Origin of the sequence: Burkholderia arboris, assembly GCF_902499125.1 — a bacterium.
GTDB lineage: Bacteria > Pseudomonadota > Gammaproteobacteria > Burkholderiales > Burkholderiaceae > Burkholderia > Burkholderia arboris.
Window position 1 is genome coordinate 59,456 of record NZ_CABVPX010000005.1, and the last position, 22,297, is coordinate 81,752.

The window sequence follows — 22,297 nt, forward strand, 5'->3', positions numbered from 1 at the left end:
GTGCGGCCGGCCAGGCCCGACCAGGTCGCCGTGGCCGGCAAGGGCCGGTCACCGGGCGGCCCTGCCGCCCGGTTCGTCCCGCGCTCAGCGCACGAGACAGGGGCGCTTGTTGTTGAACGTCCACCCCGGGATCAGATACTGCATGGCCGCCGCATCGTCGCGGGCGCCGAGGCCATGCTGCTTGTACAGTTCGTGCGCGACCGCGACCGCATCCATGTCGATGTCGACGCCGAGACCCGGGCGTTTCGGCACTTCCACCAGCCCGTCCTCGATCTTCAGCGGCTCGCGCGTCAGCCGTTCTCCGTCCTGCCAGATCCAGTGCGTGTCGATCGCGGTGACCTGACCCGGCGCGGCGGCCGCGACATGCGTGAACATCGCGAGCGACACGTCGAAGTGGTTGTTCGAATGCGAACCCCACGTGAGGCCCCAGTCGCGGCACATCTGCGCGACGCGTACCGAACCCTGCATCGTCCAGAAGTGCGGGTCGGCGAGCGGGATGTCGACGGCCTGCAACTGTACGGCGTGGCCCATCTGCCGCCAGTCGGTCGCGATCATGTTGGTCGCCGTCGGCAGCCCCGTCGAGCGGCGGAATTCGGCCATCACCTCGCGGCCCGAGTAACCGTTCTCCGCGCCGCACGGATCTTCCGCATACGCGAGCACGTGATGCTGATCGCGGCACAGTCGCACGGCCTCGTCGAGTGACCATGCGCCGTTCGGGTCGAGCGTCACGCGTGCGTCGGGGAAGCGTTCGGCGAGCGCCGTCACGGCCTCGATCTCGCTTGCGCCTTCGAACACGCCGCCCTTCAGCTTGAAGTCGTTGAAGCCGTAGCGCGCATGCGCGGCCTCGGCGAGCCGCACGACGGCCTCGGGCGTCAGCGCGGCTTCGTCGCGCACGCGGGTCCAGTCGTCGGTCGCGCCGCTGCCGTCGCGATAGGCGAGTGCAGTTTTAGTGCGGTCGCCGATGTAGAACAGATAGCCGAGCATTTCGACGCGCTCGCGCTGCTGGCCTTCGCCGAGCAGGGCGGCGACCGGCACGCCGAGATGCTGGCCGAGCAGGTCGAGCAGCGCGGCTTCGAGTGCGGTGACCGCGTGGATCGTCGTGCGCAGGTCGAAGGTCTGCAGCCCGCGGCCGCTCGCGTCGCGGTCGGCGAAGGTGCGCCGCACGTCGTTGAGCACCGCGTGGTAGTTACCGACCGGCTGGCCGACGACGAGCGCGCGTGCGTCGTCGAGCGTGCGGCGGATGCTTTCGCCGCCGGGCACTTCGCCGACGCCGGTCCGGCCCGCGCTGTCCTTCAGGATCACGAGGTTGCGGGTGAAGAACGGACCGTGCGCGCCGCTCAGGTTGAGCAGCATGCTGTCGTGGCCGGCGACCGGAATCGCTTGCAGGTCGACGATGCGCGGCGTGTCGTGGGAAGGCGAGGCTGTGACGGCGTTCATGGGCGGCGATGGCAAAAGAGTGGGGCAATGCCGTGCGGCAAAAGCTTTGCCGCGCGCGGCGGGAGGTGCGATCATTCGACAACCGACGTGCGCGGCGCGCAAGGCCCGCATGTCGACGCAACCCGAAACGGGGTGGGAGCGACAACGAGACCAGCAAAGCGCAGAACGCGAACACTGGCCGATCGTAAGGCATGGGACCGGGCGGCGCTGGAATGCCGGCCTGAGTCGACAGGAGATCCGTGCACCGATCATCAGTCGTCGGATGACTTGTGACGCAGTATAATGAATCATCGGCTTTCGCTCAAACCCCGCGTAAACCCTCGGCTCACATTACGATCATTCAAAAAGGAACCGGCCTCATGTCCGTGCCTACGCTTCCCGCAGCGCCGCGCCGTCGCGCACGCAGCCTCGCACAAGATGTCGTCGACGCGCTGACCGCGCAGATCGAAAACGGCACGCTGCGCCCTGGCGACAAGCTGCCGACCGAAACCGAAGTCATGGCGGCGCAGGGCGTGAGCCGTACGGTCGTGCGCGAGGCGATCTCGCGGATGCAGGCGAGCGGCCTCGTCGAAACGCGCCACGGCATCGGCAGCTTCGTGCTGGAGCCGTCGCGCCGCCAGGCGCTCGGCATCGATCCCGCGACGATCACGACGCTGCGCGACGTGCTCGCGGTGCTGGAACTGCGCATCAGCCTCGAGAGCGAGTGCGCGAGCCTGGCCGCGCAGCGCGCGAACGATACCGACCTCGCCGCGCTGCGGCGTGCGCTCGACGCGATCGCGACGGGGGCGGGCGGCGGGCGTGACACCGCGCAGCTCGACTTCCAGTTCCACCTGCAGATCGCGCAATCGACCGGCAACCGCTATTTCGTCGACATCATGACGCAACTCGGCACGTCGATCATCCCGCGCACGCGCGTGAATTCGGCGCGCTTCGCGGGCGACGATCTCGAGCGCTACGTCGGCCGGCTGAATCACGAGCACGAGGACATCTACGAGGCGATCGCGCGCCACGACCCGGAAGCCGCGCGCGCCGCGATGCGCACGCACCTCACGAACAGCCGCGAGCGGCTGCGCCGCGCGCACGAGGCGGCCGAAGCCGAGGCCGGCTGACCGTTGCATGACGAGGCCCGCGTTGCCGCGGGCCCAACCGAATCGCGCCAACATCAGTCGTCATACGAGATCGGTGTCGCTTCATCGATCTGCGCGGCCAAGCGGCGCATCCGCCGCCGGCCGCCGAACCCGCCGATCAGCCTCCCTTCGTCACGATCGTCTTCCACGCGCCGCTCTTCACCTGGTACAGCGTCGACATCCCGCTCTTCAGCGAGCCGTCGTTCGCAAATGAGATGCGGCCGGTCACGCCTTCGAAGTCGATCTTCTTCAGCGCCGGGCGATAGACCTTCGGGTCGGTCGAGCCGGCCGCCTGCATCGCCTTGATTGCCGCCCACGCCGCGTCGTAGCCGAACTGCGCATACGACAGCACGTCGACGCCGAAGCGCTTCTTGAACCGCTGTTCGAAATCCTTCCCCTGCGGCAGCTCGTCGAGCGGCCGGCCGTATTCCCACGCCATCGCGCCTTCGGCGGCCGGGCCCGCGATCTTGATGAACTCGTTGTCCTTCACGCCGCCGCCGCCGACGAACTGCGCATTCAGCCCAAGCTGACGCATCTGCTTGATGAAATTCGCGGCGAGCGAGTCGAGGCCGCCGAAGAAGATCAGGTCGGGGTTCTTGCCTTTCAGGCTCGTGATCTGCGCGCGGAAGTCGACCGCCTGGTTGCTGGTGAACTCGCGGCCGATGATGTTGCCGCCGGCGGCCTTCACGGCCTTCTCGAATTCGTCGGCCTCGCCCTGGCCGAACGCCGTGCGGTCGTCGATGATCGCGATGCGCTTCGCCTTCGTCACGTCGACCGCGTACTTGCCCGCGTTGCCGGCGTTCTGGCCGTCGGTCGCGATCACCATGAACATGTTCGCGAGCCCGCGCGACGTGAGCGTCGGGTTGGTCGCGGCCGGGTCGATCACCGGGATGCCGGCCTTGTCGTAGACGACCGAGGCCGGAATCGTCGTCCCCGAGTTGAAGTGACCGACCACGACCGACACGTTCTGGTCGACCAGCGCCTGCGCGGCCTGCACGCCGATGCGCGGGTCGGCCTGGTCGTCCTGCACGACGAGATTGAAGTGCGCGGGCTTGCCGGCGATCTGCACCTTCTGCGCGGCAGCATCGTCGAGCGCGAGCTGCACGCCGTTCTGCAGATCCTTGCCGTAGCCGGCGTTCACGCCCGTGAGCGGCGCGGCGAAGCCGACCTTCACGTCGGTTGCGTCGGCGGCCTGGGCGGCCTGTTGCGAGAGGAGGGCAAGCGCGGATGCAATCGACACCGACAGCAGGGAATGACGGAATTTCATGTTGTTCCTCTTGTTCGACACCTGCGAGTGGGTACCGCGCGCGTCCGGGCGGGCCGGGCGCGTGCGACGGGCGGGCGGTTCGACCGCTTCTCGGAATCGGGCGGGGAGGTCGGCATCGTGATCCTCGGAAGAATCTCCCGTCAGGCTCCGTGAGAAGCCCCGATCGCCTCGATATATAGGTCGCCGATATGCCCGGGTCTTGGCAATTTGCCGCGCATTCGGTGCGGATTTGCGCATAGCTTCCGCGCGAGCGGGATCGACCGGTATCGGGAGTTTCCCGTCGCGAACGGAACGGGCGGAAAGGCGGAGAGGCGGAGAGGCGGAGAGGCGGAGAGGCGGAAAGGCGGAAAGGCGGAAAGGCGGGGCAAAGACGCGGCGCGGCCCGCCGGGGCCGCGCCGCGCGCGGGAGGCCGTCAGTCGGACAGGGCGTCCGATGCGGCTTCGGCGTCGTCGTGCGACGCGTGCGTGCGGATCAGCGGATCGCTGGTGCTCGGGCGGCCCGTTTCGACGTGGCCCGCGAAGCGGCGCAGGAAGCCGAGCAGCCGGCCGTCGCTGACGGTCAGGTCGTACCAGCCGTGGCTGCCGCGCAGATCCCAGTAGTCGTCGACGTGCGCGCCCGGCGCGAGGTCGAACGTGCGCGAGCGGCCGTGGCCGTACGCGTTCGTGACCTTGAGCCGCACGGCCTTGTGGCCGCGGTTCATCAGGCGCAGCGTGATGTTGCCGTTCGCGACGTCATAGCCGTAGATCACTTCGGGGTTCACGTTCGCGCTGCCGACGCCGGTCGCGAACGGGCCGCGGAAATGGCAGTAGAAGCCGTTCGGGCCGTACACGTCGAGGTCGTACAGGCCGAGCGATGCCGCAGCGCTCCACGTGTCGGCAACCCGCTTGCCGGCTTCGACCGTGTAGGCCCACGGACCGTCGAGGCGGTTGCGCGACTGGACCTGGAACGCGGCGCCTGCGCGGCCCGTGTTCGCGAAGGTCAGCCGGAACTGGCCGTTCACGGATTCGACGCGGCCGTGCACGAACAGCTCGTACGGCAGCGCGCGCGCCGGACGCAGCCCGGCCTCCTGCTTCGGCAGCTTCTGCAGCACCGGCGGCGCCGGGATGTAGTCGGGGTGGCGGGTGCGGTCGGGCGGCGCGTAGCTGCTCGTGTCGGGCAGCGTCGGCCACGCGGCATCGGACGTCGCGAAGTCGAACGCGGCGGTCAGGTCGCCGCACACCGTGCGGCGCCACGGCGACACGTTGGCGGCCGTAACCGGGTATTGCGCGCCGAACCGTGCCTCGATGAATTGCAGCAGCGACGTGTGATCGAAGGTCTGCGAGCAGACCCAGCCGCCCTTGGTCCACGGCGACACGACGAGCATCGGCACGCGCGGCCCGAGCCCGTACGGGCCGGCCATGTGCGACGCGTCGCCGGGGAACACCTCGTTGGTCGTCGCGACCGTCGACAGCCCGTTGTCGCGCGACTGCGGCGCGAACGGCGGCTGCACGTGATCGAAGAAGCCGTCGTTTTCGTCGTACGTGATGAACAGCGCGGTCTTGCTCCACACGTCGGGATTCGACACGAGCGCCTTCAAGACCTGCTCGATGTACCACGCGCCGTAGTTCGCGGGCCAGTTCGGGTGCTCGGAATACGCTTCCGGCGCGCAGATCCACGACACCTGCGGCAGCGTGCCGTTCTTCACGTCCTGCTGCAGCACGTCGAACAGCGTGCCGCCGGCGCTGATGTTGGTGCCGGTGCGCGCCTTGTCGTACAGCGGCGTGCCGGGCAGTGCGGTGCGGTACTGGTTGAAGTAGAGCAGCGAGTTGTCGCCGTAGTTGCCGATGTACGGGTTTTGCGTCCAGCCCCACGAGCCGTTCGCGTCGAGCCCCGTGCCGACGTCCTGGTAGATCTTCCACGACACGCCGGCCTGTTCGAGCACTTCCGGATAGGTCTTCCAGCCGTAGCCCTTTTCCTCGTTGCCGAGTACCGGGCCGCCGCCCGTGCCGTCGTTGCCGACGTAGCCCGTCCACATGTAGTAGCGGTTCGGGTCGGTCGAGCTCGGGATCGCGCAGTGGTATGCGTCGCAGATCGTGAATGCATCGGCGAGCTGGTAGTGGAACGGGATGTCGTCGCGCTTCAGGTACGCCATCGTCGTGGTGCCCTTGTTCGGCACCCACTGGTCGTAGCGGCCCTTGTTCCACGCGGCGTGCATGTCCTGCCAGCCGTGCGGCAGGTCCTGCAGGAACTGCAGGCCGAGCTTGTCGGCGCCCGGGTGGAACGGCAGCAGTTCGGCCGGGCCGACAGGCTGGTGGAACACCGACTTGCCGTTCGCGAGGCGCAGCGGGCGCGGGTCACCAAAGCCGCGGACACCGCGCATCGTGCCGAAGTAGTGGTCGAACGAACGGTTCTCCTGCATCAGGATCACGATGTGTTCGATGTCGCGGATCGTGCCGGTGCGGCGGTTCGCGGGAATCGCGAGCGCATCGCGGATCACGGGCGGAAACAGGTTCAGCGCGGCGGCGCCGGCAGTGCCGGCGGCGACGCGCAGGAAGTCACGACGGTTCGATCGGGTCATGGTCGTTATCGTGCGGTAAAGAGGGGAGCCGATTGGCGGGACCTACGGGAAGGCGCGCACCGGGGCGCAGGATGCGGCTGCGCCGGTTCGTGCCGCCGCGAGCATAGCGAGGAATCGGTGTCATTCATGTGAAGTCCGGAAACGTTTGCATGTGCGGCGAAGCGGCATCGGGACGTATGTCGTCAACGGTCGTGAACAGCAGGGGGAAGCAGGAAAGCGGCGCGGCGCGAGCGGTACGCCGGCGAAGCGGAGGGCGGTGCCGGTGCGTCAGGCGTCGGTCACCCACGCGCCGAACCATTCGCTCGGGCGTGCGATCTCGTCCTGCGCGGCGACGAGTTCGAGTTCGTAGCGGCGTGCATCGTAGGTGGCCTTCACGACCGCATGCACGGCCGCGAGCGTGTGTTCGAATGCGGCGCGCACGGAGTCGCCGCGTAGCCGGCACGCGACGAAGATCGCGCTGGTCAGGTCGCCGACGCCGACGGGATGGCGCGGAAACGCATACAGCGGACGCTGGCCGATCCACGCTTCGGTTTCGGTGACGGCGAGCATGTTGAAACGGTCGGCCGGACTGTTGCGGTCGTGCAGGTGCTTGACGAGGATGATCTGCGGGCCGCGGCGGATCAGTGCGCGGCAGGCTTCGACGGCTTCGGCGACGGTTTCGATGCGCCGCCCGGCGAGTTTCTGCAGCTCGGTGTGGTTCGGCGACATGCCGTCCGCGAGTGCCGGCATTTCCTGGACCATGAATTCCTCGACGCCGGGCTCGGGCCGGATACCGCCCGTCTGGCCCATCGCCGGATCGCAGAAGTACCACGCGTTGGGGTTCATCGCCTTCACCGAGCGGACGATCTCGACGGCCGCGCGCGCCTGCGGCGGCGAGCCGAGGAAGCCGGACAGCACGGCGTCGCAGCGCTTGAGCGCGCCGATCGCGGCGATGCCGTCGACGAGCTGTTCCATCTTCGCGGCATCGATCGCGCTACCGGCCCAGTGGCCGTACTGCATGTGATTCGACAACTGGACGGTGTTGAGCGGCCAGACGTTGATGCCGAGGCGCTGCATCGGGAACACGGCCGCACTGTTGCCGGCATGGCCGTAGATGACGTGCGACTGAATGCTGAGGACGTTTTTCATGGGAATTCGCCTGCACGCGTTTCAGGGTCACGTCACACGATACCCGAGTTCGTCATACGCGCGAAAGTCGCGCGGCCCCGGAGTGTTGCGCGCCGTCGTCACGCGACCGCGTAGAATCCCGGGGCGCGGGGCAGCCCGGCTGTCCGCGTGCATCTCCAATCACAGTGATCGCCATGCTTTCGATTTGCAAGATGTTGTCTGTCGCGCGCGCCGCCGTGCTCGGCGCGGGTATCGCTGCCGCGTGCGCCATGCCTGTTGCGGGCGTCGAAGCGGCGCCCGCCGCCAATGACGGTCCCGTGTACGGCCCGCGCCTGGAAGGGTTCGCCTATCCGGCGCCCGTGCACGCGTACGCGTTCGTGTCGCAGCGCGAAACCCTCGAGATGGCGTTTCTCGACGTGCAGCCGGCGCACCCGAACGGCCGCACCGTCGTGCTGCTGCACGGAAAGAACTTCTGCGCGGCGACCTGGGAGGACACGATCGGCGTGCTGAGCCGTGCCGGCTATCGCGTGATCGCGCCGGACCAGATCGGCTTCTGCAAGTCGTCGAAGCCCGAGCGCTATCAATACACGTTCCAGCAACTCGCGCGCAACACGCACGCGCTGCTTGAATCGATCGGCGTGAGATCGGCGACGATCGTCGGCCATTCGACCGGCGGGATGCTCGCGATCCGTTACGCGCTGATGTATCCGAAGTCGACCGACCAGCTCGTGCTCGTGAACCCGATCGGCCTCGAGGACTGGAAGGCGCTTGGCGTGCCGCCGCTGTCGGTCGACTACTGGTACGCGCGCGAACAGAAGACCACGGCCGACGGCATCCGCCGCTACGAGCAGGGTACGTACTACGCGGGCAAGTGGTCGCCGTCGTACGAGCGCTGGGTGCAGATGCTCGCCGGGATGTATCGCGGCGCCGGTCGCGATGCGGTCGCATGGAACTCGGCGCTGATCTACGACATGATCCTCACGCAGCCGGTGGTCTATGAACTCGGCGCGATCCGCGTGCCGACGCTGCTGATGATCGGCGACAAGGATACGACCGCGATCGGCAAGGACGTTGCGCCGCCCGACGTGCACGCGAAGCTCGGTCATTATCCGGAGCTCGCGAAGCGCACGCAGGCCGCGATTCCCGGCGCGCAGCTCGTCGAATTCCCGGCGCTCGGCCATGCGCCACAGATCCAGGATCCGGACGCGTTCCACAAGGCGCTGCTCGACGGGCTGGAGGCCGTGCACCCGCAGTGATGCGGGGCAGGCCGCCGGCGGCGCGCGGCCGTGCCGTCAGCGCGCCTCGTTCGCGAGTTCGTCGCGGATCTGCGCGGCCAGTTCGAACGAACGCAGCCGCGCGGCGTGATCGTAGATCTGCGCGGTGATGATCAGCTCGTCGGCACCCGTTTGCGCGATGCGGTCGCGCAGCTTGTCGCGCACCGTGTCGCGCGAACCGACTGCCGCGAACGACAGCGAATGCGCGACGGTCGCGAGTTCGAGTTCATTGGCCTCGAGCACGTCGACGGGCGGCGGCAGCTTGCCCGGCGTGCCGCGCCGCAGGTTGATGAACTGCTGCTGCAGCGACGTGAACAGGCGCCGTGCCTCGTCGTCGGTCTCGGCCGCGAACACGTTGACGCCGACCATCGCATGCGGCTTCGGCCATGCGGCCGACGGCCGGTACTGCGCGCGATAGATCTCGAGTGCGCGCATCAGGTAGTCCGGCGCGAAGTGCGACGCGAATGCGAACGGCAGCCCGAGCATCGCGGCAAGCTGCGCACTGAACAAACTCGAACCGAGCAGCCACACGGGGACGTCGAGCCCCGCGCCGGGCACCGCGCGCACGCGCTGGCCGGGCACCGGCTCCGCGAAGTAGCGCTGCAGTTCCGCGACGTCATCCGGAAACGAATCGGCGCTGCCGATCAGGTCGCGGCGCAGCGCGCGCGACGTGGTCTGGTCGGTGCCGGGCGCGCGGCCGAGGCCGAGGTCGATGCGCCCCGGGTACAGCGATGCCAGCGTGCCGAACTGCTCGGCGATCACGAGCGGTGCGTGGTTCGGCAGCATGATGCCGCCCGAGCCCACGCGGATCGTCTGCGTCGCGCCCGCGACATGGCCGATCACGACGGCGGTGGCCGCGCTCGCGATGCCCGGCATGTTGTGATGTTCGGCCAGCCAGTAGCGCTGGTAGCCCCAGCGCTCCGCGTGCTGCGCGAGATCGACGGAATTGCGGAACGCCTGGGAGGCGTCGGCGCCCGCCGGAATGGGGGCGAGATCGAGTACGGAAAACGGTGTCATCGGGTGGCCTTCGAAACGGGGGAGCGCGGTGATGCGCTGACGCAACAAATGCCAAGGATTTTGCCAAAGGGTTCCGGAACGTGCTGGCGACGCGCCGATACCCATGCGCCTTACAGGGGTGCAGGGTCGAATACCTTGATTGTTGCAAAAATCAATTCAATCGCGGATTAATTACTAATCTTTACGGCGATTGGCCGTGAATCCGCATCGACGTACAAATTTGCACGAAACGTTTGATTTTCAAGACTGCAATACGCCTGCAAAGTGCTTACGCTAATGTGAACGTGGCTGTGCCGATAAGGTTCGTCGACCACTCAGCTTTGCCGGAACTGCACCAGTCCGTTTCTCGTAGTGCCGAGCGCGGGGTGCCGCAGACTGCTAAAATCCGGCGCCTGCCCATGTTGTGCCGATGGTAGCCATTCGAGTCTTCCCGCATCCCGACCGGGTAGTGCGCGGAGAGATGCCACGCGAAGCCGGGCATGGCCGTACCCGAAGAACGGGTCGTGCTTCCCCCAAATTACAGACGCTGCTGGAACAAGGAGTCGGGTCGTGCCCGCGTTCGTCGTTGTCGGAATACCGCATCACGCTCAATCAAGCTCAAGCGTTCTCCATGGCGTTCAGGTCGCCGGGAGGCGTTGCGCATGACGCCAACCGCAACGTTGCTCGACTGGCTCCTGATCGTGTTCACGCTGGCCGCGGCCGGCTATGCGCTCGTCGCCGCGTTCGCGCCGCGGCCGCGTACGCCGCGTACCGCCGCGCGCGACGGTTTCGAGCCGGTCAGCGTGCTCAAGCCGCTGTGCGGCGCGGAGCCGCACCTGTACGAAAACCTCGCGACGTTCTGCGAGCAGCGCCATCCGCGCCATGAGGTGCTGTTCGGCGTCGCGTCGTCGGCCGATCCGGCTATCGCGGTCGTCGAGCGGCTGCGCGCCGATTATCCCGAGTGCGACATCACGCTCGTGGTCGACGCGCGCGTGCACGGCAAGAACCTGAAGGTCAGCAACCTGATCAATCTCGCCGAGCGCGCGAAGTACGGCCGCATCGTGATCGCGGACAGCGACATCGCGGTGCAGCCCGACTATCTGGAGCGCGTGACGGCGCCCCTCGCCGATGCGTCGGTCGGGGTCGTCACGTGCCTGTATCATGCGCGCAGCGTCGGCGGGTTCTGGACGCGGATCGGCGCGCAGTTCGTCGATGCGTGGTTCGCGCCGTCGGTGCGGATCACGCACCTCGGCCGCTCGAGCCGCTTCGGCTTCGGCGCGACGCTCGCGCTGACGCGCGACACGCTCGAGCGGATCGGCGGCTTTTTCGCGCTGAAGGATGAGCTGGCCGACGATTTTTGGCTGGCCGAGCTGCCGCGCCGCCTCGGGCGGCGCACCGTGCTGTCGGAAGTCGAGGTCGCGACCGACGTGATCGAACCGTCGTTCGGGCCGCTGTGGCACCGCGAGACGCGCTGGCTGCGCACGATCCGTTCGCTGAATCCGGCCGGCTTCGCGTTCCTGTTCATTACGTTCACGGTGCCGTGGCTCGCGATCGGCGCGGCGCTCGCGCTGCGTCTGGATGGCACCTTCGCCGGCACGCTGGCGGGCGGGGCGGCTGCGGTCGGCGCATTCGGGCGGCTCGTGCTGCATGCGCGCGGCGAGGACGGCTGGCGTGCATTCTGGCGCGACCTGCCGCTCGTCGCGGTGCGCGACACGCTGCTCGCGCTCGAGTGGCTCGCGGCCGCGTTCGGTACGCACGTCGTGTGGCGCGGCGCAAGGATGACGGTCGTCGGCGGCGAACGCGCGACGGCGGCAGTGGAAGCAGTGGACGGCCGCTAGGGCCGTCGCTCGAACCCGGCCCGAGGGCCGAGACGCGTTGCGCGGCGAAACCGCGCGGCGCGACATGACAGAGAGGCGGGCGCCGGTACGGCGGCCCGCGGTTTTTTGACTGAATCGTTGTGACGAATCGAACTATGCAGGCTACCGGAGCATTCATGAAAACGCTGTTCTTGCAGGCCCCTTCGTATGACGGCTTCGACGGCGGAGCCGGCTCGCGCTATCAGGCGAAGCGCGAAATCCGTTCCTTCTGGTATCCGACGTGGCTCGCGCAGCCGGCCGCGCTCGTGCCGGGCAGCCGCGTCGTCGATGCGCCGGCCGACGGCCTGTCGGTCGACGAAACGCTGAAGATCGCCAACGACTACGACCTCGTGATCATCCACACGAGCACGCCGTCGTTCCCGACCGACGCGATGTTCGCGCAGGATCTCAAGAAGATGAAGCCGTCGATGCTGGTCGGCATGGTGGGCGCGAAGGTGATGGTCGATCCGCACAACTCGCTCACGGCGAGCGAGGCAATCGACTTCGTGTGCCGCGAGGAATTCGACTACACCTGCAAGGAAATCGCCGAAGGCACGCCGTTCCCGCAGATCAAGGGCTTGAGCTGGCGCGCGAAGGACGGCTCGATCGAGCACAACGAAGCGCGTCCGATCCTCGAGAACATGGACGAACTGCCGTTCGTCGCGCCCGTCTACAAGCGCGACCTGAAGATCGACAACTACTTCATCGGCTACCTGAACTATCCGTACGTATCGATCTACACGGGCCGCGGCTGCAAGTCGCGCTGCACGTTCTGCCTGTGGCCGCAGACGGTCAGCGGCCATCGCTACCGCACGCGCTCGGTCGAGAACGTGCTCGCGGAAGCGAAGTGGATCCGCGACAACATGCCGGAAGTGAAGGAACTGATGTTCGACGACGACACCTTCACCGACGACCTGCCGCGCGCCGAAGCGATCGCCATCGGCCTGGGTAAGCTCGGCATGACGTGGTCGTGCAACGCGAAGGCGAACGTGCCGTACAAGTCGCTGAAGATCATGAAGGAAAACGGCCTGCGCCTGCTGCTGGTCGGCTTCGAATCCGGCGACGACCAGATCCTCGTGAACATCAAGAAGGGCGTGCGCACCGATTTCGCGCGCCGCTTCAGCGCGGACTGCAAGAAGCTCGGCATCAAGATCCACGGCACCTTCATCCTCGGCCTGCCGGGCGAGACGCAGGAGACCATCAAGAAGACGATCGAGTACGCGAAGGAAATCAATCCGCACACGATCCAGGTGTCGCTCGCCGCGCCGTATCCGGGCACGACGCTCTACAAGCAGGCCGTCGAGAATGGCTGGATGGAAGAGAACAAGACCATCAACCTGGTCAGCAAGGAAGGCGTGCAGCTGGCGGCGATCGGCTATGCGCACCTGTCGCGCGACGAGATCTATCACCATCTCGAGCAGTTCTATCGCCAGTTCTACTTCCGTCCGTCGAAGATCTGGGAAATCGTCCGCGAGATGCTGACGAGCTGGGACATGATGAAGCGCCGTCTGCGCGAAGGCGTCGAATTCTTCCGCTTCCTGCGCGCGCACGAGGCCTGATTCGTGACGACGCAGCGGGCGGCGCGGGCGCTGATCTTCACCGCGGACGACTTCGGGCTGCACCCGCGCGTCAACGCGGCGGTCGAGCGCGCGCATCGCGACGGCGTGCTGAACGCCGCGAGCCTGATGGTCGGCGCGCCCGCCGCGCAGGATGCGATCGAACGCGCGCGGCGGCTGCCGTCGCTCGCGGTCGGCCTGCATCTGGTGCTCGCGGACGGGCCCGCCACGCTGCCCGCGCATGAAATTCCCGCGCTCGTCGGCGCCGACGGGCGGTTCGGCGACGCGATGGCGAAGGACGGCTGTCGCTTCTTCTTCCTGCCGCAGGTTCGCGCGCAACTGCGCCGCGAGATCCGTGCGCAGTTCGACGCGTTCGCGGCGAGCGGCCTGCCGCTCGACCACGTGAACGCGCACAAGCATTTCCACCTGCATCCGACCGTGCTGTCGATGATCATCGAGATCGGCCGCGACTACGGGCTGCGCGCGGTGCGGTTGCCTTACGAGACGAGCGCCCCCGCGCTGCTCAAGCCGTGGATCGCGCTCGTGCGTGCGCGGCTCGACCGCGCGGGGCTCGCGCACAACGACTACGTGGTCGGGATCGAGCACACGGGCGCGATGGACGAGGCCGTGCTGCTCGATGCGCTCGCGACGCTGCCGCCGGGTGTCGGCGAGATCTACTGCCATCCGGCCGAGGCAGGCGACGGCCCGATCACGCCGACGATGGCGGCCTACCGTCCGGTCGACGAACTCGATGCGTTGCTGTCGCCGCGTGTCGCGGCCGCGCTGCAGGCGGCGGGCGTCGCGACCGGCGGCTTTGCCGACGTGTTCGGTCAGCCCGCGGCACGGCGCGGCACGCCCGCGTCGCGCGCACCGGGAGCGCAGCCGTCGTGAGCAAGTTGATCAAATGGCTCGGCTGGCCGATCGGCATTGGCATCCTGCTCGCGCTGGGGTTGCACGAGGGCGTCGGCGACGTGTCGCAGATGCTCGCGCGCGCCGGTTATGCGCTGCTGTGGCTCGTGCCGTTCCATGGGCTGCCGTTGCTGCTCGATGCGTACGCGTGGCACCTGCTGCTCGACCGGCGCAGTTCGCTGCCGTTCCTGTGGTGGATCGCGACCGTGCGCGAGGCCGTGAACCGGCTGCTGCCCGTGGTCGGGATCGGCGGCGAGATCGTCGGCATCCGGCTCGCGCGCTGGCAGGTGCCCGACGCGAGCCGCGTCACCGCGTCGGTGATCGTCGAGGTACTCGTGACGATCGTCGTCCAGTATGCGTTCGCGGCGCTCGGCCTCGTGCTGCTGCTTGCCTCGACGGACAACATGGGCGGCGGCACGATCGGCCTCGCGCTGCTGCTGACGCTGCCGTTGCCGGTGCTCGGCGTCGTGCTGATGCGGCGCGGCGGCATCTTCCACGCGATCGAGCGTTTCGCGGGCCGCCTGCTCGGCGATTCGCACCGGCTGCTGCAGGGCGTCGACGGCCGCCGGCTCGACGCCGACATCGATTCGCTGATGTCGCGTACGGGCCTGCTGTTCAGCGCATTCTTCTGGCAGCTGGCCGGTTACGTGCTCGGCGCGCTCGAAATCTACTGGGCGCTGTCGCTGCTCGGCCATCCGGTGTCGATCGGTGGTGCGATCGCGATCGAGGCGATGACGCAGGCCGTGCGGCATGCGGCGTTCATGGTGCCGGGCGGGCTCGGCGTGCAGGAGGCGACCGTCGTGCTGCTCGCGCAGATGTTCGGCGTCGACCGCGAGACGGCGCTGTCGCTCGCGCTGGTCAAGCGCGGCCGCGAGGTGCTGTTCGGCTGCCTGGCGCTCGGCTCGTGGCAGCTGGCCGAGCTCGTGCGCACGCGCCGCCGCCTCGGCGCGCCGCCGGCCGTGCCGCGTGCGCCGCATCCGGCGAGCCGTGTACCCGACGCTGAAACGGAAACCGAAACGACGCATTGAACGAGAGACGGGCCGCGCGCCCGTCTCGCGCTTTTGGCGCTGCGCGGGTATCCTTGCCGCGTGTTTTCTCCACGCGCATTTCTTCCGATGACTTTTCGTTTCCGGCTGCTTCCCGTGACGATGCTGGCCGCCGCGCTGGCGCTGACCGGCTGCGACGACAAGCAAGGCAATCTCGACGTGCAACGCATCAGGGACTTCTTCACCGCGATCAAGCCCGCGCCGCTGCTGCTCAAGGGGCTGAAGGCCGGCGAATCGACCGAGGCCGACGTGCGCGGCACGATGGGCAAGCCCGAGACCGTGCGCGAGTTCACCGACGGCTCGAAGCGCTACGAATATCCGCGCGGCCCGATGGGCAACCAGACCTGGTTCGTCGATCTCGATGCGAACGGGCGCTATACGGGCGCGACGCAGGTGCTGACCGCCGAGAATTTCGCGAAAGTGCGCCCGGGGATGAACGAGGACGAGGTGCGGCGCCTGCTCGGCAAGCCCGGCGACATCGCGCAGTATCCGTTGAAGCCGGAGACGGTCTGGAGCTGGCGCTGGCTCGAGGACGGCGTCAACACCGACGCGTTCTTCAACGTCCATTTCGGCCCGGACGGGCTTGTCTATACGACTTCGCGCTCCGACATCCTCAAGGGGCGCTGACGTTCACGCGCGGCGCTTCTTCAGCCATTCGCGCAGCGCGTCGTTCATGCGCGTCTGCCAGCCCGGGCCCTCTGCCCGAAACGCGGCGAGGATATCGGCGTCGTAGCGGATGCTGACCTGTTCCTTCGGGTGTTCGAGTTTCGGACGCCCGAATTTTTTCGCGACGACTTCGACGAATGGCTCCATCGCATCCATTTCTTCGTCGCTGAGTGCATGAGCATCCGGATCGGCGGCGATGCCGCGCGCGATCGCCGCTTCTTCCCCGGGCGTGTTGCGTATGAATTTAACCGCCTTCTTCATATCGACTCATCTCTCGGTTGTTGGCTTTTCGCAGGCTGACGACACGTAGTGTGCGGCCGCGCGGGACGACGATCGCCGCGTGGAGGCGAGCGCCGATCGGCACCAGGCAGATCCACCGAGTCTCGCCGCAATCGCGGCGGGTGTCCGGCCACACGCACGCTGCTTCCCACTCGGCGAATTCCGCCATTCGCAACGATATGCCGTGTTTCAGCCGGTTCGACAGATCCTTGGCATCGTCGAAAACGAACGGAATTTCGACTAATTGTGGATGCGAAAACATCAGATGATAAGAGGTTTTCGTAGATGCAGAAATGGAGCCCTGTCGCGGGTGGCATCGACTACGCGTGCATCGTGTCGCGGGGATGAGCGAGCGATTGTGTGGCGTGGGCCCGGATGTGCCTGTTCGGCCCGATGGCCAGTCCGGCGCTATATCGAAAAAGCGACCGGAAAATTGCAAAAAGTCTGCTTCCCTGCGTGTCATCTGACTGTCAGGGAGCGGCTTTTTTCCTTTTGAAACAGCGGAGTAGGTTGCGGTTGTAAATGATGGGACGGATTGCTGCGATGCAGCAACCGCACGCAAGGTGATTTGAGGCAATCCATTTCGCTTGCGACTATCCGCGTCAGCCCGGCGCGGGACACGCATACGCGTCGGCATTCATTCCAACTCTGGAGACGCGCGTGTTCCTTTACGGCTTTGGTCCTGTCCTCTGGGCCGGCACCGTGCAGACCATCGAGCTGTCGGTGCTGTCGCTCGCCACTGCGGTGGCGCTGGGGCTGATCGGCGCGGTGGCGAAGCTGTCGCACAACCGGGTGCTGCGAGCGATCGCGACCGGTTATACGACGCTGATCCGCTCGGTGCCCGATCTTGTGCTGATGCTGCTGCTGTTCTACAGCATCCAGATCTGGCTGAACCAGTTCACCGACCTCGTCGGCTGGGACCAGATCGACATCGACCCGTTCGTGGCCGGCGTGCTGACGCTCGGCTTCATCTACGGCGCGTACTTCACCGAGACCTTCCGCGGCGCGTTCCTGTCGGTGCCGCGCGGCCAGCTCGAGGCCGGCGCGGCTTACGGGATGAGCGGCGCGCGCGTGTTCGTGCGGATCATGTTCCCGCAGATGATGCGCTTCGCGCTGCCGGGGATCGGCAACAACTGGCAGGTGCTCGTGAAGGCGACCGCGCTGGTGTCGATCATCGGTCTTGCGGACGTCGTGAAGGCCGCGCAGGACGCCGGCAAGAGCACGTTCAACATGTTCTTCTTCATCCTCGTCGCGGCGCTGATCTACCTCGCGATCACGACCGTTTCCAACCTCGTGCTGATCCAGCTCGAGAAGCGTTATTCCATGGGCGTGCGGCACGCAGAACTATGATCGAGATCCTCCAGGAATTCGGCAAGGCGTTCCTTTTCTGGGACGGCCAGCGCCTCTCCGGCCTCGCGGTGACGCTGTGGCTGCTCGTTGCGTCGATCTCGCTCGGCTTCGTGTGCGCGGTGCCGCTCGCGGTTGCGCGCGTGTCGAAGAAGAAGTGGGTGTCGATGCCCGTGCGGTTCTACACGTACGTGTTTCGCGGCACGCCGCTCTACGTGCAGCTGCTGCTGATGTACACGGGCATGTACAGCCTCGAGTTCGTGCGTTCGCACTCGCTGCTCGACGCGTTCTTCCGCAGCGGTTTCAACTGCGCGATTCTCGCGTTCGCGTTGAACACCTGCGCGTACACGACCGAGATCTTTGCCGGCGCGATCCGTGCGATTCCGCACGGCGAGGTCGAGGCGGCGCGTGCGTACGGGATGTCGCCGTTCACGATGTACTGCCGCGTGATCCTGCCGTCGGCGCTGCGCCGTGCGCTGCCGCTGTACAGCAACGAGGTGATCCTGATGCTGCACGCGACGACCGTGGCGTTCACGGCGACCGTGCCGGACATCCTGAAGGTCGCGCGTGATGCGAATTCCGCGACCTACATGGCGTTCCAGTCGTTCGGAATCGCCGCGCTGATCTATCTTGCGGTATCTTTCGCACTCGTCGCGGCGTTTCGCCGCGCGGAGCGCCACTGGCTCGCGTATCTCGCGGCCGCCCGTCATTGATTCACTTCGAGGAGAGCCAGTTGGCCGAGATCACTCAAACGAGCGCTGCCACCAAGCTTGCGGCGCTCGACATCCACAAGCGCTACGGTGACAACGAGGTGCTCAAGGGCGTGTCGCTGAACGCGAAGGCCGGCGACGTCATCAGCATCATCGGTGCGAGCGGCTCGGGCAAGAGCACGTTCCTGCGCTGCATCAATTTCCTCGAGCGACCGAATGCGGGGCAGATCGTCGTCGACGGCGAGGCCGTGCGCACGAAGGCCGACCGCGCCGGCGCGCTCGAAGTCGCCGATCACAAGCAGTTGCAGCGGATCCGCACGAAGCTCGCGATGGTGTTCCAGCACTTCAATCTGTGGGCGCACATGAACGTGCTCGAGAACGTGATGGAAGCGCCCGTGCACGTGCTCGGCATTTCGAAGAAGGAAGCCGAGGACCGTGCGCGCGAGTACCTGGAGAAGGTCGGCTTGCCGCCTCGCGTCGAGAAGCAGTATCCGTCGCACCTGTCCGGCGGCCAGCAGCAGCGCGTGGCGATTGCGCGTGCGCTCGCGATGCATCCGGACGTGATGCTGTTCGACGAGCCGACGTCGGCGCTCGACCCGGAGCTGGTGGGCGAAGTGCTGAAGGTGATGCAGAAGCTGGCCGAGGAAGGCCGCACGATGATCGTCGTCACGCACGAGATGGGTTTCGCGCGCAACGTATCGAACCACGTGATGTTCCTGCATCAGGGGCGGACCGAGGAAGAGGGTGATCCGAAGGAGGTGCTGGTGCGCCCGCAGAGCGAGCGGCTCAAGCAGTTCCTGTCGGGCAGTCTCAAGTAACGCGACAGGGCAGGTTTCAGCCGTGGTACCGGTGTCTCGTCCCGCAGGCGCCACCCGCACGACGCAGGTGGCGATCGTTGCATTGCCGCCCGTGTCGATGTCGGGCGTGGGTCCGATCGTCGATGCGTTGAATCTGGCGAACGAGATCGACGGGCGGTTGTTGTACCGCTGGCAGGTGTGTTCGTGGGACGGGCGGCCCGTGCCGCTCGCGGGCGGTGCGCAGTGGCATGCCGATGCGGCGTTCAACGATGCGATCGCGTGCGACTGGCTGATCGTCGTGACGGAGCGGTTCCAGCAGTTTGCCGATTACCGGTTGTTTCTCGCGAGTCTCGCGCGGGTCGGGCAGCGGACGCCGGTCGTGACCGGGATTCACCACGGCGTGTGGTGGCTTGCGATGGCCGGGCAGCTTTCCGGGTATCGCGTGAGCGTGAACTGGGAGACGTATCAGCAGTTCGCCGAGCAGTTCGAGCGGTCGATCGTCACGCAGCAGATCTTCGAGATCGATCGCGATCGGGCGACCTGTGCCGGTGGGCAGGCTACCGTCGATTTCATGTTGGCCATGATTGGCCGGGAACATGGGGCGGACCTCGCGGAGCGGATTGCCGATGCACTCGGGGTCGGGACTTTGCGGAGTGGTGAGGAACGGCAGCGGATTCCTTTTGTGACTGCGCCGGGCGAGCGGCATCCTCGGTTGAACGATGCGTTGCAGTTGATGGAAGCCAATGTCGAGGATCCGCTGACTACCGATGAAATCGCCGAGTTGGTTGGCGTGTCACGCCGGCAGCTGGAGCGGCTCTTTCGACAGTATCTCGGGGCGATGCCCTCCAAGTATTACCTCAATCTTCGATTGCTCAAGGCTCGTACCCAGTTGCAGCGGACCAGCAAGTCGGTCGTGCAGGTTAGCCTCGCCTGTGGGTTTTCTTCTGCTGCGCACTTTTCTAATGCGTACCGCGAAAGGTTTGGGGTCACGCCTCGGGAGGATCGGCGAGCGTGGCTCGAGAAGCAGACTGGCGGGGGGAGTGAGCCTCGCGGGGGCGCGTTGGTCGAGCGCGGGAAGGATTGATCAAGGTTTCTGCGGGGCGCTGGTGTTTTCGCGAAGCACCTGTGATCGTGTCGGTCTATTTGCGTCGCCCCTGCGCGGGGCGGCGGTTACTTTTCTTTGTCTTGCCAAAGAAAAGTAACCAAAAGAAAGGCGCTCGGAGAACGCATGACTTCCCGGTGCCGCAGTCCACGGAGTGGACCCCGCCTAAGTGTCCGCGCCAGTCAGGATGCCGGAGTGGTTCGAGCAATGGTTCCGACACCACTCACCCCCCAACAGACCGGTATACCGCCCGCTCGCTCCATCCTCGCTTCGCTCGGCTGCAAGATACTTCAGGTCGGGCGGTTGAGCTTGGTGCTCTCCTGTTTGGACGTGTCGCCTGCCGGGCATTTCCTCCATTCACATCATTCGTGTGACCACGTCGTTTGCGGATCGATAATTGCTCGATGGTGTGTTGGCTGCCCGATATTTATTGGCAGGGCAGCAGACCTCGTACCTATTGAAAACGGTGGTCCGTCCATGTGTGGGCGTTCGTTGATCGACGACGATTTTTGAGGGGGTGTACCTGTCGGCCGAGCGAAGCGAGGATGGAGCGAGCGGGAGGTATACCGGTCTGTTGGGTACTGGTGGGTGTCGGAACCATTGCTCGAACCACTCCGGGTTCCTGGCTGGCGCGGACACTTAGGCGGGGTCCACTCCGTGGACTGCGGCACCGGGAAGTCATGCGTTCTCCGAGCGCCTTTCTTTTGGTTACTTTTCTTTGGCAAGACAAAGAAAAGTAACCGCCGCCCCGCGCAGGGGCGACGCAAATAGACCGACACGATCACAGGTGCTTCACGAAACCGCCGGCGAGCCGCCCCAAAAGCCTCCATTCACGAAACCGCCGGCGAGCCGCCCCAAAAGCCTCAAAATACCGACACCCAGCAACGAACCCACCCGCCCGAGAGGGCAAAACCAAAACCTTCCGATAGAACCCGTCGCAAATCCGCAAGACGCTTGCGTCACCCTTACCTAAACTTGATCCTGTTGAACCCTCTTACGAAACCGAAAGGAACGACCATGACGACCTCGACCGTGAACCGCCAGACATTCGACGAAGTGATGGTGCCGGTATTTTCACCCGCCCCGTTCGTGCCGGATCGCGCAGAGGGCTCCCGCGTGTGGGACACGGCCGGCCGCGAGTACATCGATTTCGCGTGCGGCATCGCAGTAACGTCGCTCGGCCACGGCCACCCGGAACTGCTGAAAGTCCTGGACGAACAAAGCCGCAAGCTCTGGCACATCGGCAACGGCTACACGAACGAGCCGGTGCTGCGCCTCGCGAAGCGCCTCGAATCGCTGACCTTCGCCGACCGCGCATTCTTCGCGAACTCCGGCGCGGAAGCGAACGAAGCCGCCCTGAAACTCGCACGCCGCGTCGCGTTCGACCGCCACGGCGCCGACAAGGCAGAAATCATCTCGTTCGTGCAGTCGTTCCACGGCCGCACGTTCTTCACGGTCAGCGTCGGCGGCCAGCCGAAATACTCGGAAGGCTTCGGCCCCGTGCCGGCCGGCATCAAGCACCTGCCGTACAACGACATCGAAGCGGCGAAAGCCGCGATCGGCCCGCAAACCTGTGCCGTGATCGTCGAACCCGTGCAAGGCGAAGGCGGCGTGATCCCGGCCGATCCGGCCTTCCTGAAGGCGCTGCGCGAAGCGTGCGACGCACACGGCGCACTGCTGATTTTCGACGAAGTGCAAACGGGCGTCGGCCGCACGGGCCAGTTCTACGCGTACATGGACACGGGCGTCACGCCGGACATCCTGACGACCGCGAAGGCACTCGGCAACGGCTTCCCGATCGGCGCAATGCTGACGACCAACGAACTCGCCGCCCACTTCAAGGTCGGCGTGCACGGCACGACTTACGGCGGCAACCCGCTCGCATCGGCCATCGCGGACAAGGTCGTCGAACTGATCGGCGATCCGGCACTGCTCGAAGGCGTGCGTGAACGCAGCGTGCGCCTGAAGGGCGCGCTCGAGCGCATCAACGCACGCTTCGGCATCTTCAAGGACGTGCGCGGCAAGGGCCTGCTGGTCGGCGCCGAACTCACCGCCGCATTCGACGGCCGTGCGAAGGACTTCGTCACCGCCGCCGCCGAGAACGGCCTGATCATGCTGATCGCCGGCCCGAACGTGCTGCGCTTCGTCCCGTCGCTGGTGATCCCGTTCGACCTGCTCGACGAAGGCATGAAGCGCTTCGAGAAGGCAGTCGAACAAGTGCTCGCCGCACAGGAAGCCACCGCGCGCTGATCGGCGCCCCCAT

General features: G+C 66.3%; 19 protein-coding genes. 12 read left to right on the plus strand and 7 right to left on the minus strand.

Translation table 11 applies throughout. The features are described from left to right. Nucleotides 1-84: 84 nt before the first annotated feature. Entirely contained in the window at nt 85-1,437 is a 1,353-nt protein-coding gene (gene gudD / locus BLA15945_RS07960; RefSeq protein ID WP_174992005.1) for a glucarate dehydratase, read from the minus strand. A 359-nt stretch (nt 1,438-1,796) separates the two neighbouring features. On the opposite strand from gudD, the gene BLA15945_RS07965 reads away from it, so the two are divergent. Continuing rightward, nucleotides 1,797-2,546, plus strand: coding sequence for a FadR/GntR family transcriptional regulator (locus tag BLA15945_RS07965; RefSeq protein ID WP_059235306.1), 750 nt, complete (start codon nt 1,797-1,799; stop codon nt 2,544-2,546). Nucleotides 2,547-2,682: 136 nt separating this feature from the next. Here the strand turns inward: BLA15945_RS07965 and BLA15945_RS07970 are convergent, their stop codons facing one another. From BLA15945_RS07970 to pdxY, 3 genes are all read right to left on the minus strand, one after another. Then, nucleotides 2,683-3,831 carry a branched-chain amino acid ABC transporter substrate-binding protein gene (locus BLA15945_RS07970; RefSeq protein WP_174992006.1) on the minus strand — a complete coding sequence of 383 codons (1,149 nt, stop codon included), beginning with the start codon at nt 3,829-3,831 and terminating at the stop codon, nt 2,683-2,685. Nucleotides 3,832-4,244: 413 nt separating this feature from the next. Further along, a complete protein-coding gene (locus BLA15945_RS07975; RefSeq protein WP_174992007.1) occupies nt 4,245-6,389 on the minus strand; it encodes a phosphocholine-specific phospholipase C in 2,145 nt (714 codons plus the stop codon). A gap of 267 nt (nt 6,390-6,656) precedes the next feature. Continuing rightward, nucleotides 6,657-7,517, minus strand: coding sequence for a pyridoxal kinase PdxY (pdxY, locus tag BLA15945_RS07980; RefSeq protein WP_041492785.1), 861 nt, complete (start codon nt 7,515-7,517; stop codon nt 6,657-6,659). A gap of 173 nt (nt 7,518-7,690) precedes the next feature. Between pdxY and BLA15945_RS07985 the strand changes: the two genes are divergently transcribed. Next, nucleotides 7,691-8,752: an alpha/beta fold hydrolase gene (locus BLA15945_RS07985; protein WP_174992008.1), complete on the plus strand. Its 1,062-nt coding sequence runs from the start codon at nt 7,691-7,693 to the stop codon at nt 8,750-8,752. A 36-nt stretch (nt 8,753-8,788) separates the two neighbouring features. Here BLA15945_RS07985 and BLA15945_RS07990 read toward each other — a convergent pair whose 3' ends face one another. Then, the gene (locus BLA15945_RS07990; RefSeq protein WP_059236839.1) at nt 8,789-9,787 is read right to left on the minus strand and encodes an LLM class flavin-dependent oxidoreductase; all 999 of its coding nucleotides are present in this window, start codon (nt 9,785-9,787) and stop codon (nt 8,789-8,791) included. A gap of 641 nt (nt 9,788-10,428) precedes the next feature. Between BLA15945_RS07990 and hpnI the strand changes: the two genes are divergently transcribed. From hpnI to BLA15945_RS08015, 5 genes are all read left to right on the plus strand, one after another. After that, nucleotides 10,429-11,604: a bacteriohopanetetrol glucosamine biosynthesis glycosyltransferase HpnI gene (gene hpnI / locus BLA15945_RS07995; RefSeq protein ID WP_059235302.1), complete on the plus strand. Its 1,176-nt coding sequence runs from the start codon at nt 10,429-10,431 to the stop codon at nt 11,602-11,604. Between the two features lie 134 nt (nt 11,605-11,738). Beyond that, nucleotides 11,739-13,181, plus strand: coding sequence for a hopanoid biosynthesis associated radical SAM protein HpnJ (gene hpnJ, locus BLA15945_RS08000; RefSeq protein WP_320205697.1), 1,443 nt, complete (start codon nt 11,739-11,741; stop codon nt 13,179-13,181). Between the two features lie 3 nt (nt 13,182-13,184). Beyond that, nucleotides 13,185-14,069 (plus strand): hopanoid biosynthesis-associated protein HpnK, encoded by an 885-nt coding sequence (gene hpnK, locus BLA15945_RS08005; protein ID WP_059235298.1) that lies wholly within the window; start codon nt 13,185-13,187, stop codon nt 14,067-14,069. Then, complete coding sequence (locus BLA15945_RS08010) at nt 14,066-15,115, plus strand: HpnL family protein (RefSeq protein ID WP_059235296.1); 1,050 nt, start codon at nt 14,066-14,068, stop codon at nt 15,113-15,115. Before hpnK ends, BLA15945_RS08010 begins: the two co-directional genes overlap by 4 nt. A gap of 87 nt (nt 15,116-15,202) precedes the next feature. Then, entirely contained in the window at nt 15,203-15,760 is a 558-nt protein-coding gene (locus tag BLA15945_RS08015; protein ID WP_059235294.1) for a hypothetical protein, read from the plus strand. A 3-nt stretch (nt 15,761-15,763) separates the two neighbouring features. On the opposite strand, the gene BLA15945_RS08020 is transcribed toward BLA15945_RS08015, so the two are convergent. Both BLA15945_RS08020 and BLA15945_RS08025 read right to left on the minus strand, forming a co-directional pair. Next, nucleotides 15,764-16,060 carry a BrnA antitoxin family protein gene (locus BLA15945_RS08020; protein WP_174992010.1) on the minus strand — a complete coding sequence of 99 codons (297 nt, stop codon included), beginning with the start codon at nt 16,058-16,060 and terminating at the stop codon, nt 15,764-15,766. Continuing rightward, a complete protein-coding gene (locus tag BLA15945_RS08025; protein ID WP_174992011.1) occupies nt 16,044-16,340 on the minus strand; it encodes a BrnT family toxin in 297 nt (98 codons plus the stop codon). Before BLA15945_RS08025 ends, BLA15945_RS08020 begins: the two co-directional genes overlap by 17 nt. Before the next feature lie 398 nt (nt 16,341-16,738). On the opposite strand from BLA15945_RS08025, the gene BLA15945_RS08030 reads away from it, so the two are divergent. The 5 genes from BLA15945_RS08030 (at nt 16,739) to BLA15945_RS08050 (ending at nt 22,284) form a co-directional block, all read left to right on the plus strand. Next, nucleotides 16,739-17,428, plus strand: coding sequence for an ABC transporter permease (locus BLA15945_RS08030; RefSeq protein ID WP_059235291.1), 690 nt, complete (start codon nt 16,739-16,741; stop codon nt 17,426-17,428). After that, the gene (locus tag BLA15945_RS08035; RefSeq protein WP_059235289.1) at nt 17,425-18,138 is read left to right on the plus strand and encodes an ABC transporter permease; all 714 of its coding nucleotides are present in this window, start codon (nt 17,425-17,427) and stop codon (nt 18,136-18,138) included. The genes BLA15945_RS08030 and BLA15945_RS08035 overlap by 4 nt, the downstream gene beginning before the upstream one ends. Before the next feature lie 20 nt (nt 18,139-18,158). After that, the gene (locus tag BLA15945_RS08040; RefSeq protein ID WP_059235287.1) at nt 18,159-18,953 is read left to right on the plus strand and encodes an ABC transporter ATP-binding protein; all 795 of its coding nucleotides are present in this window, start codon (nt 18,159-18,161) and stop codon (nt 18,951-18,953) included. Between the two features lie 22 nt (nt 18,954-18,975). Further along, nucleotides 18,976-20,016, plus strand: coding sequence for a GlxA family transcriptional regulator (locus BLA15945_RS08045; protein ID WP_059235285.1), 1,041 nt, complete (start codon nt 18,976-18,978; stop codon nt 20,014-20,016). Nucleotides 20,017-21,051: 1,035 nt separating this feature from the next. Continuing rightward, nucleotides 21,052-22,284, plus strand: coding sequence for an aspartate aminotransferase family protein (locus BLA15945_RS08050; RefSeq protein ID WP_043182068.1), 1,233 nt, complete (start codon nt 21,052-21,054; stop codon nt 22,282-22,284). The last annotated feature ends 13 nt before the right edge of the window (nt 22,285-22,297 follow it).